The sequence below is a fragment of the Pedobacter cryoconitis genome, from assembly GCF_003259615.1.
Lineage (GTDB): Bacteria > Bacteroidota > Bacteroidia > Sphingobacteriales > Sphingobacteriaceae > Pedobacter > Pedobacter cryoconitis.
The window spans coordinates 103,715-118,361 of the sequence record NZ_QLLR01000017.1 but is presented as its reverse complement, the minus strand read 5'-3'; the positions used below and the strand labels follow the sequence as shown (position 1 = coordinate 118,361).

At 39.1% G+C, this 14,647-nt stretch carries 17 protein-coding genes; 3 read left to right on the top strand and 14 right to left on the bottom strand.

Annotation, left to right across the window (positions count from 1 at the left end):
• Positions 1-64: 64 nt before the first annotated feature.
• The gene (locus tag LY11_RS16355; RefSeq protein WP_146610859.1) at positions 65-439 is read left to right on the top strand and encodes a hypothetical protein; all 375 of its coding nucleotides are present in this window, start codon (positions 65-67) and stop codon (positions 437-439) included.
• Positions 440-515: 76 nt separating this feature from the next.
• The gene (locus LY11_RS16350) at positions 516-791 is read left to right on the top strand and encodes a hypothetical protein (RefSeq protein ID WP_111634715.1); all 276 of its coding nucleotides are present in this window, start codon (positions 516-518) and stop codon (positions 789-791) included.
• 136 nt (positions 792-927) lie between these two features.
• Here LY11_RS16350 and LY11_RS16345 read toward each other — a convergent pair whose 3' ends face one another.
• Positions 928-1,212, bottom strand: a complete 285-nt coding sequence (locus tag LY11_RS16345) for a hypothetical protein (RefSeq protein WP_211321578.1) — start codon at positions 1,210-1,212, stop codon at positions 928-930.
• Positions 1,213-1,556: 344 nt separating this feature from the next.
• Between LY11_RS16345 and LY11_RS16340 the strand changes: the two genes are divergently transcribed.
• Positions 1,557-2,672, top strand: coding sequence for an alginate lyase family protein (locus tag LY11_RS16340; RefSeq protein WP_111634714.1), 1,116 nt, complete (start codon positions 1,557-1,559; stop codon positions 2,670-2,672).
• 254 nt (positions 2,673-2,926) lie between these two features.
• Here LY11_RS16340 and murI read toward each other — a convergent pair whose 3' ends face one another.
• The 13 genes from murI to ubiE form a co-directional block, all read right to left on the bottom strand.
• Positions 2,927-3,754: a glutamate racemase gene (gene murI, locus LY11_RS16335; RefSeq protein WP_111634713.1), complete on the bottom strand. Its 828-nt coding sequence runs from the start codon at positions 3,752-3,754 to the stop codon at positions 2,927-2,929.
• 59 nt (positions 3,755-3,813) lie between these two features.
• On the bottom strand, positions 3,814-4,386 hold the full coding sequence (locus tag LY11_RS16330; RefSeq protein ID WP_111634712.1) for an OmpH family outer membrane protein: 573 nt from the start codon (positions 4,384-4,386) through the stop codon (positions 3,814-3,816).
• Positions 4,387-4,433: 47 nt separating this feature from the next.
• Positions 4,434-4,961, bottom strand: coding sequence for an OmpH family outer membrane protein (locus tag LY11_RS16325; protein ID WP_068407637.1), 528 nt, complete (start codon positions 4,959-4,961; stop codon positions 4,434-4,436).
• A 7-nt stretch (positions 4,962-4,968) separates the two neighbouring features.
• On the bottom strand, positions 4,969-7,527 hold the full coding sequence (bamA, locus tag LY11_RS16320) for an outer membrane protein assembly factor BamA (protein WP_245952801.1): 2,559 nt from the start codon (positions 7,525-7,527) through the stop codon (positions 4,969-4,971).
• A 63-nt stretch (positions 7,528-7,590) separates the two neighbouring features.
• Complete coding sequence (locus tag LY11_RS16315; RefSeq protein ID WP_111634710.1) at positions 7,591-8,331, bottom strand: isoprenyl transferase; 741 nt, start codon at positions 8,329-8,331, stop codon at positions 7,591-7,593.
• Between the two features lie 146 nt (positions 8,332-8,477).
• Complete coding sequence (gene porG, locus LY11_RS16310; protein WP_111634709.1) at positions 8,478-9,290, bottom strand: type IX secretion system protein PorG; 813 nt, start codon at positions 9,288-9,290, stop codon at positions 8,478-8,480.
• Between the two features lie 2 nt (positions 9,291-9,292).
• Positions 9,293-10,174, bottom strand: coding sequence for an NAD kinase (locus LY11_RS16305; RefSeq protein WP_111634708.1), 882 nt, complete (start codon positions 10,172-10,174; stop codon positions 9,293-9,295).
• 39 nt (positions 10,175-10,213) lie between these two features.
• Entirely contained in the window at positions 10,214-10,876 is a 663-nt protein-coding gene (locus LY11_RS16300) for a CBS domain-containing protein (RefSeq protein WP_111634707.1), read from the bottom strand.
• Between the two features lie 2 nt (positions 10,877-10,878).
• Entirely contained in the window at positions 10,879-11,643 is a 765-nt protein-coding gene (locus LY11_RS16295; protein WP_111634706.1) for an alpha/beta fold hydrolase, read from the bottom strand.
• Between the two features lie 169 nt (positions 11,644-11,812).
• The gene (locus LY11_RS16290; protein ID WP_111634705.1) at positions 11,813-12,259 is read right to left on the bottom strand and encodes a GatB/YqeY domain-containing protein; all 447 of its coding nucleotides are present in this window, start codon (positions 12,257-12,259) and stop codon (positions 11,813-11,815) included.
• A 20-nt stretch (positions 12,260-12,279) separates the two neighbouring features.
• Positions 12,280-13,038: an SDR family oxidoreductase gene (locus LY11_RS16285; RefSeq protein WP_111634704.1), complete on the bottom strand. Its 759-nt coding sequence runs from the start codon at positions 13,036-13,038 to the stop codon at positions 12,280-12,282.
• A 90-nt stretch (positions 13,039-13,128) separates the two neighbouring features.
• Positions 13,129-13,902 carry a type IX secretion/gliding motility protein PorT/SprT gene (gene porT / locus LY11_RS16280; RefSeq protein WP_111634703.1) on the bottom strand — a complete coding sequence of 258 codons (774 nt, stop codon included), beginning with the start codon at positions 13,900-13,902 and terminating at the stop codon, positions 13,129-13,131.
• Between the two features lie 9 nt (positions 13,903-13,911).
• Positions 13,912-14,646: a bifunctional demethylmenaquinone methyltransferase/2-methoxy-6-polyprenyl-1,4-benzoquinol methylase UbiE gene (gene ubiE, locus LY11_RS16275; RefSeq protein ID WP_111634702.1), complete on the bottom strand. Its 735-nt coding sequence runs from the start codon at positions 14,644-14,646 to the stop codon at positions 13,912-13,914.
• Between the last annotated feature and the right edge of the window lies 1 nt (position 14,647).

Here is a 14,647-nt window from a genome sequence, read left to right as displayed (position 1 = left end):
GGGTACTTGTCCCCAGAAGAATTTGGTAGAAACTTAAATAAACAAAATATTGCCGCTTAACTAAATGTCAACTTTAATGTTGCAATTCCAGGTTTTATATGTACCTAAAGCACTAAGAGAGTTGGAAGCGAATAAGAGTCTTACTTTTCAATATATCAATTATGATACTGCATTGGGCAAAAAGCTATTTGCTACTGGTACACAATCCTTCTTAAATGTTCAGCCCAAAGAAATTATCGTGACTAAGGATCACCTGATCATCGATTCAACAAAACTCATGATAGCTGACCTGAACCACTTTGCTGTAAATAGCTGGATTAGTCAAATCAGCTTACATAATAAAGAAAACAAGGTAGTCTTCAGCACTGCTACAAATGGAATCTTTAGCGGAAAAAGCTTCGTTTCCCTACTGGACAAGTTGATAAACTCGAAGGATTAACAAAGCAAACCATCTATATAATCAAACAGCTTATAACTAAACAAATTAAAATTACCTCTATAACTGATTCAATAATATGATTATCTACAAAGGCTGGGGCCCCCTGGCGCTCCTGATTCCTGTTGCTACTATTCTGATTGGTATATTCTTCTTTGGCAAAAATGGAAATGCAGGACTTGAACTATTCCTTTACTGTCTTTTATGCTCAGCACCCCTGGTTTATATAACCGGACTACGATTAAACAGAAAGTCAGTTCATGATCTTTATTTTATTCCCCTGCAATATTGGGGTGTCATTTGGGGAGTTATTGCCGCTGCAGTTTTAATTTACAAATACATACAAGGTTATTAAATATTAAACCCTCAACTTAATCAGGAGTTTATCAAATGATATACTATTGACACCCCTGCCGATATAATTATTGATAGGCTCCTGATTAATTAATGATATTGATGCCCCTTATGACCCTGGAAAGCTTATTGGTTTTTTAATACCGGAAGCCCATATAGGCCTCATTCGCCTCAAATACTATACCCCTTATATAACAAATATTCGAAAGGTAATCCTCTCCATTATCTCTGTACTTTCCGGCACATCCATGTCCGAATACATCTGAGTTATAAAATATGACTTCCCTTCCCTGCTTATCAGTTGCTGCCAAAACGCAATCATTACACACATAATCCGGATAGCGTAATGATACTACTTCTACTGCCTGCTTACACACAGGACAAAATTGTCCCTCTATCATTTCGTCGTTTTCTTTTGTCATTATTCGTATGTATTATCAATTTCAATTCTATCCGCAATAACTTATATACAATCACTTGTAAACATTGATTTATATATTGACTTGTATCAAGAACCTGCATACATTATCAATCATGCACATCGTCAACCTGTAAAGGCTCAATTCCATATTGTCAGCTGCCTATGCCATAAATTGAATAAGCCATCAATTACTTATATTAATATTAAGCGTAAAGAAATGAAAATTATTATCATGCCCCTATCAAAACATCCATTTAGATTTTCACCCCCTTTTAGTTAGGATTTCATCCCGTCTGCTAATTCTGATGTAGCGAATTTGCAGTACCAAATCAATATTTAAAAGCTATGAAAAAACTAAGCTACTTAGCAGTAATCGGGTTAGTGGTATGCGCCACCAGCTGTAAAAAAGAGGAAGCCCGGGGAACTGCGGCTACCGGAAAAAATGCAATCACACAGGTCATCGGGGACTCCGCTATCTTCTCCAAAAACCTTGTCTTCAGCGCCAATGCCCTGAGTAAAATCGGAGCAGACTTAGCCGGATCAAACCAGGCACAAATCCAAAAACTAATCACTAACCCCGCCTTTGCAGCCCTGACAAAAACCACCAACACAACAACCGTCGGCAACCAGGGAACAGACCTGAAATGCCTCACCCTGCAATGGGCAATCTCACCCGGAAGAGACACTGCAACCAAATATCTTGACAAAGCAAAAAGCAATTTACTCGCATGGGCAGCAGTCAACACCCCAAATAGCAGCACCCCTTCAGAAGCCGCTTTTATCGAGATTTTCGAAGCTTACTCCATCATCAGGTCAGCTATTCCCGCAGCAAATAAAACTACCATTGATGCCTGGCTAAAAAAGACCGGAACCTACTACATCACCAACGCTGCGAACTACACTAACAGAAAAAACAACTGGGAAACAATCAGGCTCAATCTCCTTTACGACATCGGCTATATCCTAAACGACGCAACCATCCTCAACCATGTTAAAAACGCCTATAATGTTCAGCTCAATGCGAACCTATTTGCCGGTGGAAAAACAGAAGACTACATCAACAGAGATGCATTCGCTTATCATGCCTACAACCTGTACTTCTATGCAAGAATCCTCAGAGCAGTTTCCCTGTACGACGGTCAAACAGCCGGAAATGATTTACTCAATAAAAAGAACAACATCAACATCAGTCTACCCAACACAATGACCTTTTGGGAACCCTATATGATTGACCCGGCAAATAACGTTCACCTTGAATTTGTCAACACCGGCTATGCCCCGGACAAAACACGCTCCGATTATAACAAACCCTATAACCCATCAAGCACCGTTTACGTCTTAGATCAGTTAGTCTACAGTTTCCCACAAGTAATCGATTATGAAAAAATCATAGTTGGCGCAAATACAACCAGATTCAAAAACTTAGAGTACTACCTGAACACACTTGAATACAACCTGTAAAATATTCATTTTGCAACCAAAATACTAACCAAATATTTGCCTACCCTGGCTATCCAATTAACCAAGCTATCCAACTAAACAAGCCACCAAGCTATCCCAACTAACCAGGCCGTCTAACTATCCACCTTCCCAACCCTACCAAACCTTGGAGGATAAAAACAAAAAAGAGACAACCCTATTCCAGACATTGTTCATTCTTCATGAACGTCGACTGGAATAGGGTTGTCTCTTTTTTGTTTTTCCCGAGAATCCCCTTACACAACCCTAACCTGCTCCGAAACCACTTCTCTCGAAAAAAATATCGAAGCACTCTGATCAAAAACCTGACTATCCCCCGTGGTATAAAAACTCATTTCCCCCTCTTTCGTCAATACACTCTCTATCTCAGTATGCCTGTTTAAGTAATCAACCAGGCTCTCAGCCACAATATCCCCCTGAACAACCAGTCGAACACCATCCGGCAAATAAGCCCTGATCTTAGGCACTAACAACGGATAATGCGTACAAGCCAGTAAAATCGCGTCAATATCTCCCGACTTCGCTAACAACTCATCAATATACTTCTTCACAAAATAATCCGCCCCCTCGCTCCCATGCTCATTATTCTCAATCAGCGGAACCCACATCGGGCAACTCTGCTGCACCACATTTAACGAAGGGAACTGATGGTGAATCTCTATCGGGTAAGAATCCGAATTAACCGTTCCCCTTGTTCCCATTACCCCGATCGTGTTTGACTCCGTATACCTGCCAATGACCTCTGCCGTAGGCCGGATTACCCCTAACACGCGGAACCCAGGATACTTTACCGGTAACACCTTCTGCTGAATCGTGCGCAACGCCTTTGCCGAAGCCGTATTACAAGCTAAGATCACCAGCGGACAACCCTGCGCAAACAACCACTCCACACAACTAAGCGTATACTGGTAAATCGTCTCAAAAGAATGATCCCCATAAGGAGCCCTTGCATTATCACCGAAATAGATATAATTATAATCAGGCAATGACTTCGCGATCGACTCAAATACAGTCAAACCACCATAACCCGAATCAAAAACACCAATAGACTTCTTATTTATCATGACAAAAAAAACGGCACCGGGGAAATACCCGGTGCCGCAATTTAAATATTTTTTAAATACTATTTTTTAGGAGCAGGAGCTGCAGAAGCAGAAATACCTAACTTAGCTTTAACTAAAGCAGTAACATCGTCACCACCTTCCCAGGCTAATAAATTGTTAGCACCATTCTGTGCAGAACTATCAAATACATAAGCTAAACCTTTTTCTCTCGCTACAGCTTTAACTGCAGTCTGGAATTTAGCATTTAAAGGAGCTAATAACTCACCTTGTTTAGTTGCAATATCTTGTTGAGCTTTTTGGCTTGCTTCACCGATACGTTTTTCCATATCCTGTAACTCAACACCCATAGCTTGTAATTCTTTACCAACTGTTTCTTTGTTAGCCTCACTCAAAGTTTTGTTTTTAGCAACTGCTGCTTCATACTTTACAGTGTACTCACTTCTCATTTTTTCGATCTCAGCTTGTTTTTGTTTTTGAAGAGTCTCTAAAGTTGCTGATGCAGTTTTTGCTTCAGGCATAACCGCAAAAATAGCTTCAGAATCCAGATGTGCAATTTTTTGTTGAGCACTAGCAACATTAGCAGTAAACATAAGGCCAGCTGCCACAAAAAATACGTTAATTAACTTTCTCATTTCTATTGTTCTTAATAATTGTTTTTAAAATTTATTTGGGTGTGTCTCTATTTTACAGTGTTTGGTTTATAACCCAATCTGATAATAACGTCATTACTCAGGTCATAATTGCTGCTTGCGTAAATCATCATCGTCGCTTCACTGCTCTTATCAAAGATAAAATCAAGGAACTTTGTTTTTGCTAAATCAGCAATCACGCCAGTTACTTTATCCTGGATAGGCTTAAGCAGCTTTGCTCTCGTCTGGAAAAGCTCTCCCTCAGGGCCGAACTTCTGACGCTGAAACTCCTTAGCAGCCTTTTCCTTCTCGATAATATCATTCTCTCTGCGCTTACGCATATCATCAGTCAATAAAACCTGATCCGCCTGATAAGCCTTGTACATTTTGTCAATCGCCGTAAAGTTAGCATCAACCTCTTTCTGCCACTGCTGAGACAATACATTCAGCTGGTTCTGCGAAGACTTATACTCAGGTAAATTTTTAAGGATATACTCTGTATCCACATAAGCAAACTTCTGTGCAAACGCTCCAAAACCTGCGAAAACTAAAACCCCGATTAAAATAATTTTTCTCATTTCTCTATTAATTAAATCCACCCAATTGCTGAGCAATACTAAAAGTGAAGTTCTGTTTACCACCATTAGCCTGACCAGGAATGTTATCAAACGGAAACCCGTAATCAATACCCAGCATACCAAATATCGGTAAAAATATTCTAGCTCCAATACCTGCAGACCTTCTTACGTTAAAAGGATTAAACTCTGAAAAACTGTTCCAGGTATTACCACCCTCAGCGAATCCCACAAGATACGCAGTTGCCTGCTGACTTGCAATAACAGGGTATCTTAATTCCATAACATATTTAGTATAGATCGGACTTCCTGAATTTGTTGCAGTTTGAATCTGTCCCGCAGTTGTTGCAGTTGCAGGAGTTACTGCACTATTCGCATAACCACGCATCGTGATGATCTCAGATCCCTGAAGGAAATCAAATCCCTGCATACCATCACCACCCAGTTTAAACCTTTCGAACGGAGACTGACCAACCGCGTTGTTATATGAACCTAAGAAACCAAACTGGGCCTGCCCCTTAAGAACCATTTTGCCCATTACTCTCTGGAACCACTGACCCTCAAATTTCCACTTGTGGTATTCAGTAAATTTATAACGCTGCTTATCAGATGCAGTTGCATAGTTCGTATGATTTAACAACGAATAAGGAGGAGTTGCCTGGATCGTGAACTTGAAATAAGAACCTTCCGTAGGGAAGATTGGTGAATTTCTTGAATCCCTGCTGATCTCCTGTGTTAAGTTGAAGTTATAAGACGTTCCTGTACTAAACAAATATCCAGGATAGTTATTCAACACATACTGCTGCATGTTGATCGCATGTGAAATCTGGAAATAATTGTCAGGCCATTTTAATACTCTTCCTAAACTTACAGTCACACCATTTAAACGGATACGCTGTGCATTCTGTCCAACATCAACACCATTCGAAGAAAGTGACGTAAATGCACTTAAACCGAAACTCACTGGTTTCTTTCCACCTAACCAAGGCTCAGAGAAAGAGAAACTGTAAGACTGGTAGTATTTACCATTCGTCTGACCACGAAGACTCAGCTTCTGGCCATCACCTTTTGGAAGAGGCTTGTAAGCTTTTGGATTTAATATATTTCTTAAAGAGAAGTTATTGAAAGTTAAACCAATTGTTCCAATGATACGGCCACCACCGAAACCACCAGATAATTCTACCTGATCAGAAGGTTTCTCTTCTACAGCATACTCAATATCAACCGTACCATCTGAAGGATTTGGTTTCGGAGTTGGTACAGTCTTAGACTCATCAAAGTTACCCAGCTGACCAAGGTCACGTACCGTACGCACCAATAAATCTTTAGAGAACTTGTCACCTGGTCTTGTACGTACCGCACGTAAAACTACCCTGTCATTTGTAATCGTATTTCCTTTTACAGTAATTCTGTTGTTCGTATACTGAGGACCTTCATAAATCCTTACTTCTAAATCTACAGTATCATTGTATATTTTTGTCTGAACCGGCTCCACGTTGAAAGTCAGGTAACCATCATTCAGGTAAATACTCGATACATCATCACTCTCTGCACCGTTACCGTGAAGCTTAGTATTTAACTTCTCCTCACTGAAAACTTCACCTTTCTCAATACCCAATACTTTGCTCAGATCTTTTGTTGCATATTTCGCATTTCCAGACCAGGTAATATTTCCAACATAATATTTTGGACCTTCGTATAAATCGATCTTAACACCAACAGATTTTTTATTGTACAGGTAAGTCGTATCCTTGATGATCACCGCATCACGGTAACCCTTCTCCTGCATTTTAGCAATCAGCTTTTCCTTATCCTCTTTGTATTTATCCTTGCTGAATTTACCAGAACCGAATACTTTATAGAAAGCCTGTTGCTTGGTCTTCTTCAAATACTTGCGTAAAGTAGAAGCCTTGAAATCCTTGTTACCCGTAAAATTGATCTCGTGAACTTTGACCTTATTTCCCTTATCCACAAAAACCTGTAAAACTACCCCATTCTCCATGTTCGGATCAGGCTTGGTTTTATAGTCTACTTTCGTAAAGAAATAACCTTTTTCAGACAGGTACTTATTGATGATTCCCGTCGTACTGTTGTAAGTATTTTCGTTGATAATCGTCTTTCCTGATTTAGAATTCAATTTCTCGGTAATATCCGTTTTCTGAGATTTACTTAGTCCGTTCAGCTCAAATGAACTTAAACGCGGTCTTTCCACTACTTTAATATCGAAATAAACGGTATCAAGAACCATTTTAGTAATATCAAGTTCAATATCATCAAACAATCCCTGTGCCCAAAGTGTTTTAATTGCATTAGAAGTTGCCTCCCCGGGAAGTAATATTTTTTCACCTTTAATTAATTTGGAAAGTGTAATAATAACTTCCTTATCAATAAACTTGGCACCACTTAAAGTAGTTCCCCCTATCGTATATTCTTTAGGCTGAAAATAATCCATATCCGTACCATTCACTTTTAAGCTGGGGGCATTAGGGTTGGACTTTGGACGGGAAATTTGTGCCATTGCCGGTGAGCCGATCAATAGCAATAATATGAGTTGGTATATTCTTTTCATTTACATTCTAAAAAACGATGCTAAGTTAATTTAAACACATGTTAAAAAGTGTTAAAAGTAAAATTAGTTCAACTGTTCACTAATTTTACCGAAGCGGCGTTCGCGCTTTTGGTAGTCTACAATAGCTTCAAAAAGATCCTCTCTTCTGAAGTCCGGCCACAAAGTCTCCGTAAAATACAGCTCGCTGTAAGCCATCTGCCACAGCAGAAAATTACTTACCCGGTGCTCCCCGCTGGTACGGATCATCAACTCCGGGTCTGGCATGTTCACAGTAGTTAATTGAGAAGAAAACTGCGCTTCATCAATCTCATCCACCTTAATTTTACCATCCTGCACCAGCAAAGCCAGCTTTTTCGCAGCCTCCAGAATCTCCCATTTAGCACTATAACTCAAAGCAAGAGTCAAAGTACAAGTGGTATTTGCTGAAGTTTTTTCCATTGCGCTTTTTAAATCATCAATACATTGCTGAGGTAAAGAGGCGATGTCACCAATGGCATTCAGCCTGATGTTATTTTTGTTCAGGGTATCAGTTTCATTGTTGATTGTAGCAATCAGCAATTCCATTAAAGCGTTGACTTCTTCAATAGGCCTGTTCCAGTTTTCTGTAGAAAAAGCATAGATCGTCAGGTATTTTACGCCAATATCCGCACACCCCTCTACAATATCTTTTACAGATATTACTCCGCTCTCGTGACCGAAAGACCTGAATTTACCTTGATTTTTAGCCCATCTTCCATTCCCATCCATAATAATAGCGATGTGTTCCGGTAAGCGACTAGTATCGATTTGTTCTTTAAATCCCATTTATTTGTGCAAATATGGCTAAAATGTCTAACATACAGAAGAATGGCACGTTAGAAAGCTTCAAAGTTATAAGATATTTTGTTTATTTCTACCATAAACTTAACAGGATAAGTTGATTTTAAGATATGGGAGGTGAATAAAAGAGTCTAAAAACTATAACACTTATCAGAAGTAAACGTATAAGAAAGTCCGATGTGTACAAAAAAGTAAGTATCATTTTTAACAAAATTGCCACGCTGACCACCTGGAGGGAAATTTGGATGATTTGGATCAGGCGTAATAGAAGGATCAGAAAGATTGAAGCCATCAGAATGAGCAGCACTTACTTTACCACGGGCCGGATCCGTTAAAGGGTACCTGTCACCCACATCATCCAGGTAATCTGTTTTTGCCGTTCTGTAACCTAATTGCGTAAATATCCCAAGGCGCTCCCCTATCCTGTACTTCATCCCTATCCCATAAGGGATACTTATAGCATAGTTTTTATACTTTTCACCTTCAGTTTTGTAGTATCTTAACTCGTTGGTTTCCCCTTCATAAGTCGCCTTCGGGTTGAACAATACCCCGCCAACCCCTGCGAATATATAAGGCGTAAAATTCTTTCTTCCGCCACCGGAAAAATAATCCAGGAAGTTAAAATCGACCTGTAAACTCAGTTCATTGAGTGAAGTAGAAAAGTTAAGATTGCGGGTTTTCAGACTTAAGTCATCAGAATTTGCATCATCCCCTTTAATTTTTCCATAATTATAATGGATACCAACAGCCCAGTAAGGATTAAAATTACGCTTTACATAAGCACCAAAAGCAACACCGCTCGGCTTAAATAGATTGTTAGGGTTAATATCTCCAATATAGCCTGCAGCACCAGCATTTACCCCTAACTCCGTGGTTTGCGCCAGCGCAGCGCCAGAGAAAATACAGCTCAATGCAACAGAAAATACTATCTTTTTTAATCTCATACCTAATAATTACGGGTATCAATTCCCCAAAGCAATTTGTTCCTCAAGGTAGTCAGATAACTTTCATTATTCAAACGAATAAGATTCACATGAAATGCAGCCTTATTCACCGTAATTTTCACAGAACGATCTACAGTAGCAGTTCTGGAATCGCAGGATACCAGGAATTTGGTACTGCGGGCTTCTACCTCAAACCTCAAAGTAACATCATCAGGAATAATTACCGGTCTTACATTCAAGTTATGCGGTGCAATCGGGGTAATCACGAAATTCTGTGCACTTGGAAATATGATCGGGCCTCCGCAGCTTAAAGAATAAGCCGTAGACCCCGTAGGTGTAGCAATAATTAATCCGTCTGCCCAGTATGAATTGATAAACTCGTCATTCATATAAGCATGAATAATCATCATTGCTGTATTATCACGTCTGTGGATAGTGATGTCATTCAGTGCGAAATTCTCATCACCAAAAAGATTATGCTTAGACTCTACATTCAGTAAAGTCCGTTTATCCAGAGAATACTGCTTATTAACTAAGGCTTCAATGGCATTTCTGATCTCATTTTTATTGATACTGGCCAAAAAACCAAGCCTTCCGAAGTTGATCCCGATAACCGGAATTCCAGAATCCCTGATTAAAGCAAGCGTATCAAGCAGCGTCCCGTCCCCACCCAGACTAATCAGGATTTCGGCATGATCACGCAGTTCCAGATGATTGGAAAAGGTTTCAATATGAGCAGGGAGCTTTACTTTATCTTCAATAAACTCGTAATACTCCTTATGGACAATAGTTTCAATCCCATAATGTTCCAGGGCATTGAATACTTCCTGCACGAAAGGCAAAACGCTGTTATTAAACTCTCTGCCGTAAATTGCAATCTTCATTTAGATAAATATTGTATGTTGAATGGTTACAGGAATGAATTAAACATTTAAATAACTCATTAACAAATTATATCTGTCTTCCGTTCCGTTGTCCTGAGTAGTGCTGTTAAAGACTGCTTTAACCTGGTAATCATATCTTTCAAAAGAAGATATGATTCCGGATAATTCAGTTTTATTAATTTTCAGCGTTACCTCCAAGCGCGTAGAATCTGGAAAATTCTGCACGTAAGAGGATAAGATTTGTGCATTGTCACCTTCAACAATCTGAGCCATATGTGACAAAGAATTGTTACGGTTATTAATTTCCAGGACGATAATTCCTCCTGGTTCTTTAACTGCAAAAATATCTGAAGTATATTTTAATAAGTCATGTATAGAAATTACACCCAGGTAATTCTTTTTATAATCCAGTACCGGTACTAAAGAAAGTTTCAGCTGATCGAATATCCTGATCACGTCATAAACATGAACATCCTGATAAACAAACGGATTAAGAATCGTTAGAGAAAGGCCTCCGATAGGCTCCTCCACATTTCTTATTTCCAGCAAATGATCTTCAGCCACAATACCCAGAAACTGGCCATTGTTCAATACCGGCAAATGGTTCAGCTTAAACTCAGCCATTCTATCCAGAGCAGTGTGCACCGTTTCAGAAGTCTGTAACGGCAGGATTGAATTTGATATGAGTTCAGATGCAAACATGGTTATTTCAGTAAAATTCTATCTAAGAAAGTACTCAGATATTTGTTAAAAACTTCAGGATGCTCCATCATAGGAACATGCCCGCATTTATCAACCCAGTTTAACTCTGAATTAGGCAGCAGCTGATGAAATTCTTCAGCCACATCCGGCGGAGTTACCTGGTCATTTTTCCCCCAGATCAATGAAACAGGGATGGTAATTTTATTCAGTTCCTTAGACATATTGTGGCGGATAGCAGATTTTGCCAAAGCCAGAATACGAATAACCCTTGAACGCTCATTAACCGTTTTAAAGATCTCATCTACCATTTCTTTCGTGGCGATAGAAGGATCATAAAAAGTAAATTCAACCTTTTCACGGATATAATCATAGCTCTCTCTTCTTGGGAAAGTACCCCCAAAAGCATTTTCATATAAACCAGAACTACCGGTTAATACCAATGCTTTTACGCTTTCCTGATGTGCCGCCGTAACAACAAGTCCAAGATGTCCACCTAATGAATTTCCAATCAGGACAACCTGTCCCAGTTTTTTAAACTTTATAAATTTATGAATGTACTTTGCTAAACTTTTAACCCCTAAAGTAAGGATTGGCAATTCATATATAGGCAAAATTGGCACTAGTATACGGTACTGCTCCTTGAAATGATCAATAACCGGTTCCCAATTGCTCAACTCACCCATCAAACCATGAAGTAATACCAGGGTTTCGCCTTTTCCGGCCTCTATATACTTAAACCCATCCTCTTCTATTACTTCGTATTTCATGTATGTATATATTTCTGTAAATGTTCCCGGAATGGTTACTGACACAATGGTGTCCGGTTCATCATTGTTTCTAAAGATACGGTACTAAGTTAGTCGCCTGAATTTATTTTAAACAAAAAAAACTATTATTTTTAAAAAATAATTCTTTGCAGATACCGTCTAACACAATTTATGCCAATTGACTTTTAACAATTTCAGCGATCAATTTGCCATCTGCCTTACCAGCCAGTTCTTTATTTGCCAGTCCCATAATACGGCCCATATCTTTTACGGTCACCGCACCAGCACCAGCTATCAGCTTAGCAATCAAAGCTTCAACTTCTTCTTTGCCTAATTGTTGTGGCATAAACTGGCTGATCACTGTAATTTCTTCGTCCTCAATTACAGCCAGATCTTCTCTCCCTTGTTGTTTATAAATATCAGAAGATTCTTTTCTTTGCTTAATTAAACGCTGAAGAATTTTCATTTCAGCATCTTCAGTAATCTCTTCTGCAGATCCTTTTTCCGTTCTTGCTACTAATAATGCAGCTTTAATTGCGCGTAAACCTCTTAATGCAGCCTGATCTTTAGCTAACATTGCTTTTTTTATTTCCTGATCTATAATTGCAGATACCATATTTTTTTTAAGATTTTATTCTAATTTCTATTGACTACTGTTGCAGATGCCTGTGCAGTTGGCATAATCAACATATCATTTATATTCACATGTGCAGGCCGGCTCACCGCAAACCATATTGCATCAGCAATATCCTGCGCCAATAAAGGTTCGAACCCTTCATATACCTTTTTCGCCTTGTCTTCATCACCTTTAAAACGTACCACAGAGAATTCTGTTTCCACCATACCGGGATTAATTGCAGTTACTTTGATACCATGCGGAAGCAGGTCAAAACGCATTCCTTTATTTAGGGCATCTACTGCATGTTTTGTTGCACAATAAACATTTCCGTTTGGATAAACTTCTTTACCTGCAATAGAACCAATATTGATGATGTGTCCTTTTTTGGCGGCGATCATCCAGTTGGAAACTATTTTAGTCACATAAAGTAAGCCCTTTACGTTGGTATCGATCATGGTATCCCAATCATTGGGATCTCCATTTTGAACCGGTTCCAGTCCCTGGCTTAAACCAGCGTTGTTAATCAGTACATCAATCTGTTTCCATTCTTCAGGTAAGCTTTCAAAAACTTCCTTCAAAACGGTATTATCTCTTACATCTGCAATCAGTGTTTTAATTTCTATTGCATATTTATCTGCTAAATGTTTAGCAACTTCCTTTAATTTTTCTTCTCTTCTGGCTACCAATACCAATTGATACCCTTGTTGTGCAAATAAGTGTGCACATGCTTTTCCTATACCTGAAGTCGCGCCTGTTATTAATGCAGTTTTCATAATCTATTTTTATTACCCGGAATATTTATCCACCCAAAGCGGGTGCTGGTTATACCCTTTCAAACAAAGCTATTAAAATTCAATCAGGCTGCATCATTCAAAGAATAAACTGAATGTCACATGACGCAACATCAATTTATCGATCGGATAGTTATATGGATTAGGCGTTGTTCTGTCTAAAATATCATTTAAGGAATAAGACAATTTAATTTCCGGAGACATTTTAAAATACTCAAAATACAGATCCATTCCAAAAGCCGCTTCTAAAGACCAGTAGCTCTTCTTATTCTTCAGGTATTTAAACTGTTCCTCCAAAATTGTATCGTCTGTCTTTTTCTTGGAAGCAATATCCATCGAATATTTTGCACCATATAACATATACGCCCTGAAGTTATTTCTTCTGTCAGACTTGATCTTGATACCCAGTGGAAATTCGACCAGCGTGGCAATCACTTTCTTTTCAATATTGCTGGGCAGGCCAGGGGTATTTATCTGGTTGCCGCTCCCATTAGGTGCATATTCATATTCCATCAGCCTGTCTGTAAAAACCAATGTTGGCGTTAACCTCACATCAATATGATTATTCACCCTTCCATTGACTACAAAACCAATTCCAAATCCAGGAGAAGATTTACTATACATCGCATTCAATGAATCTGTTAGCGGACTAAGCTTTGTTGGGTCCTCCTGAGATCTGTAAGGAGCTCTCCAATCCTTATTTTTATTGATCTTATAAGAAGACCCCGTATATTGAAAAGTAAACCCAAAGTGTACATTCTCATCATCTACACCACCACCCCAGTTTTGAGCGCTGGCAGCGGCGGCTGAAAAAAGAAAGACAACTAATAAGCCTATTTTTAATTTCATCTGAATGGATTAACCCTTTATTCCGGTGTATATCGTACTGATCCCAAAGGTCAGTGGTCTGTGTTTAGTCGTTTTGTAACCCACTTTATCCATCACTGCAATAAAAGACTTTCCATCTGGAAATGCTACTGCCGATTCATTAAGGTACGTATAAGCTCTGGCATCCTTCGAGAATATTTTTCCGAAAACCGGCAATATAGATTTGAAATAAAAATTATACAGCTGTTTTACCGGGAAGGTTACAGGTTTTGAGAACTCCAGAATGACAACTTTTCCGCCCGGCTTTAATACCCGCAGCATGTCTGACAATCCCTTTTCAAGATCCTGGTAATTTCTGACACCGAAGGCGACTGTAATCGCATCAAAATGATTGTCTTCGAACTTAAGACCTTCCGAATCTCCGATTTCTACGCTGAAAATATCCTGTAAATTACGGTCTGTGATTTTTTTTCGGGCTACTTCAAGCATTCCGGGAGAAATATCTACGCCTGTAATTTTTTTAGGATGAAGTATTTTGATCGCTTCAAAAGCCAGGTCACCCGTTCCTGTTGCTACATCTAAAATATGTTGCGGCTTCAGTGCTGACAATTCACGAATGGCCTTTTTACGCCATAGAATGTCTATTCCTGCAGAAAGGAAATGATTCAGGAAGTCATAAGTACCAGCGATATTATCAAACATTGTGGTCACTTGCTCCTTTTTCGTGATCGTAGCAGATTGGTATGGAGTTATTTTTTCGTTCATG

Bases quoted from the DNA above. Each gene is read 5' to 3' on its own strand.
- LY11_RS16355 (WP_146610859.1), top strand. From the start codon at position 65: ATGTCAACTTTAATGTTGCAATTCCAGGTTTTATATGTACCTAAAGCA.
- LY11_RS16350 (WP_111634715.1), top strand. From the start codon at position 516: ATGATTATCTACAAAGGCTGGGGCCCCCTGGCGCTCCTGATTCCTGTT.
- LY11_RS16345 (WP_211321578.1), bottom strand. From the start codon at position 1,212: ATGACAAAAGAAAACGACGAAATGATAGAGGGACAATTTTGTCCTGTG.
- LY11_RS16340 (WP_111634714.1), top strand. From the start codon at position 1,557: ATGAAAAAACTAAGCTACTTAGCAGTAATCGGGTTAGTGGTATGCGCC.
- murI (WP_111634713.1), bottom strand. From the start codon at position 3,754: ATGATAAATAAGAAGTCTATTGGTGTTTTTGATTCGGGTTATGGTGGT.
- LY11_RS16330 (WP_111634712.1), bottom strand. From the start codon at position 4,386: ATGAGAAAGTTAATTAACGTATTTTTTGTGGCAGCTGGCCTTATGTTT.
- LY11_RS16325 (WP_068407637.1), bottom strand. From the start codon at position 4,961: ATGAGAAAAATTATTTTAATCGGGGTTTTAGTTTTCGCAGGTTTTGGA.
- bamA (WP_245952801.1), bottom strand. From the start codon at position 7,527: ATGAAAAGAATATACCAACTCATATTATTGCTATTGATCGGCTCACCG.
- LY11_RS16315 (WP_111634710.1), bottom strand. From the start codon at position 8,331: ATGGGATTTAAAGAACAAATCGATACTAGTCGCTTACCGGAACACATC.
- porG (WP_111634709.1), bottom strand. From the start codon at position 9,290: ATGAGATTAAAAAAGATAGTATTTTCTGTTGCATTGAGCTGTATTTTC.
- LY11_RS16305 (WP_111634708.1), bottom strand. From the start codon at position 10,174: ATGAAGATTGCAATTTACGGCAGAGAGTTTAATAACAGCGTTTTGCCT.
- LY11_RS16300 (WP_111634707.1), bottom strand. From the start codon at position 10,876: ATGTTTGCATCTGAACTCATATCAAATTCAATCCTGCCGTTACAGACT.
- LY11_RS16295 (WP_111634706.1), bottom strand. From the start codon at position 11,643: ATGAAATACGAAGTAATAGAAGAGGATGGGTTTAAGTATATAGAGGCC.
- LY11_RS16290 (WP_111634705.1), bottom strand. From the start codon at position 12,259: ATGGTATCTGCAATTATAGATCAGGAAATAAAAAAAGCAATGTTAGCT.
- porT (WP_111634703.1), bottom strand. From the start codon at position 13,902: ATGAAATTAAAAATAGGCTTATTAGTTGTCTTTCTTTTTTCAGCCGCC.
- ubiE (WP_111634702.1), bottom strand. From the start codon at position 14,646: ATGAACGAAAAAATAACTCCATACCAATCTGCTACGATCACGAAAAAG.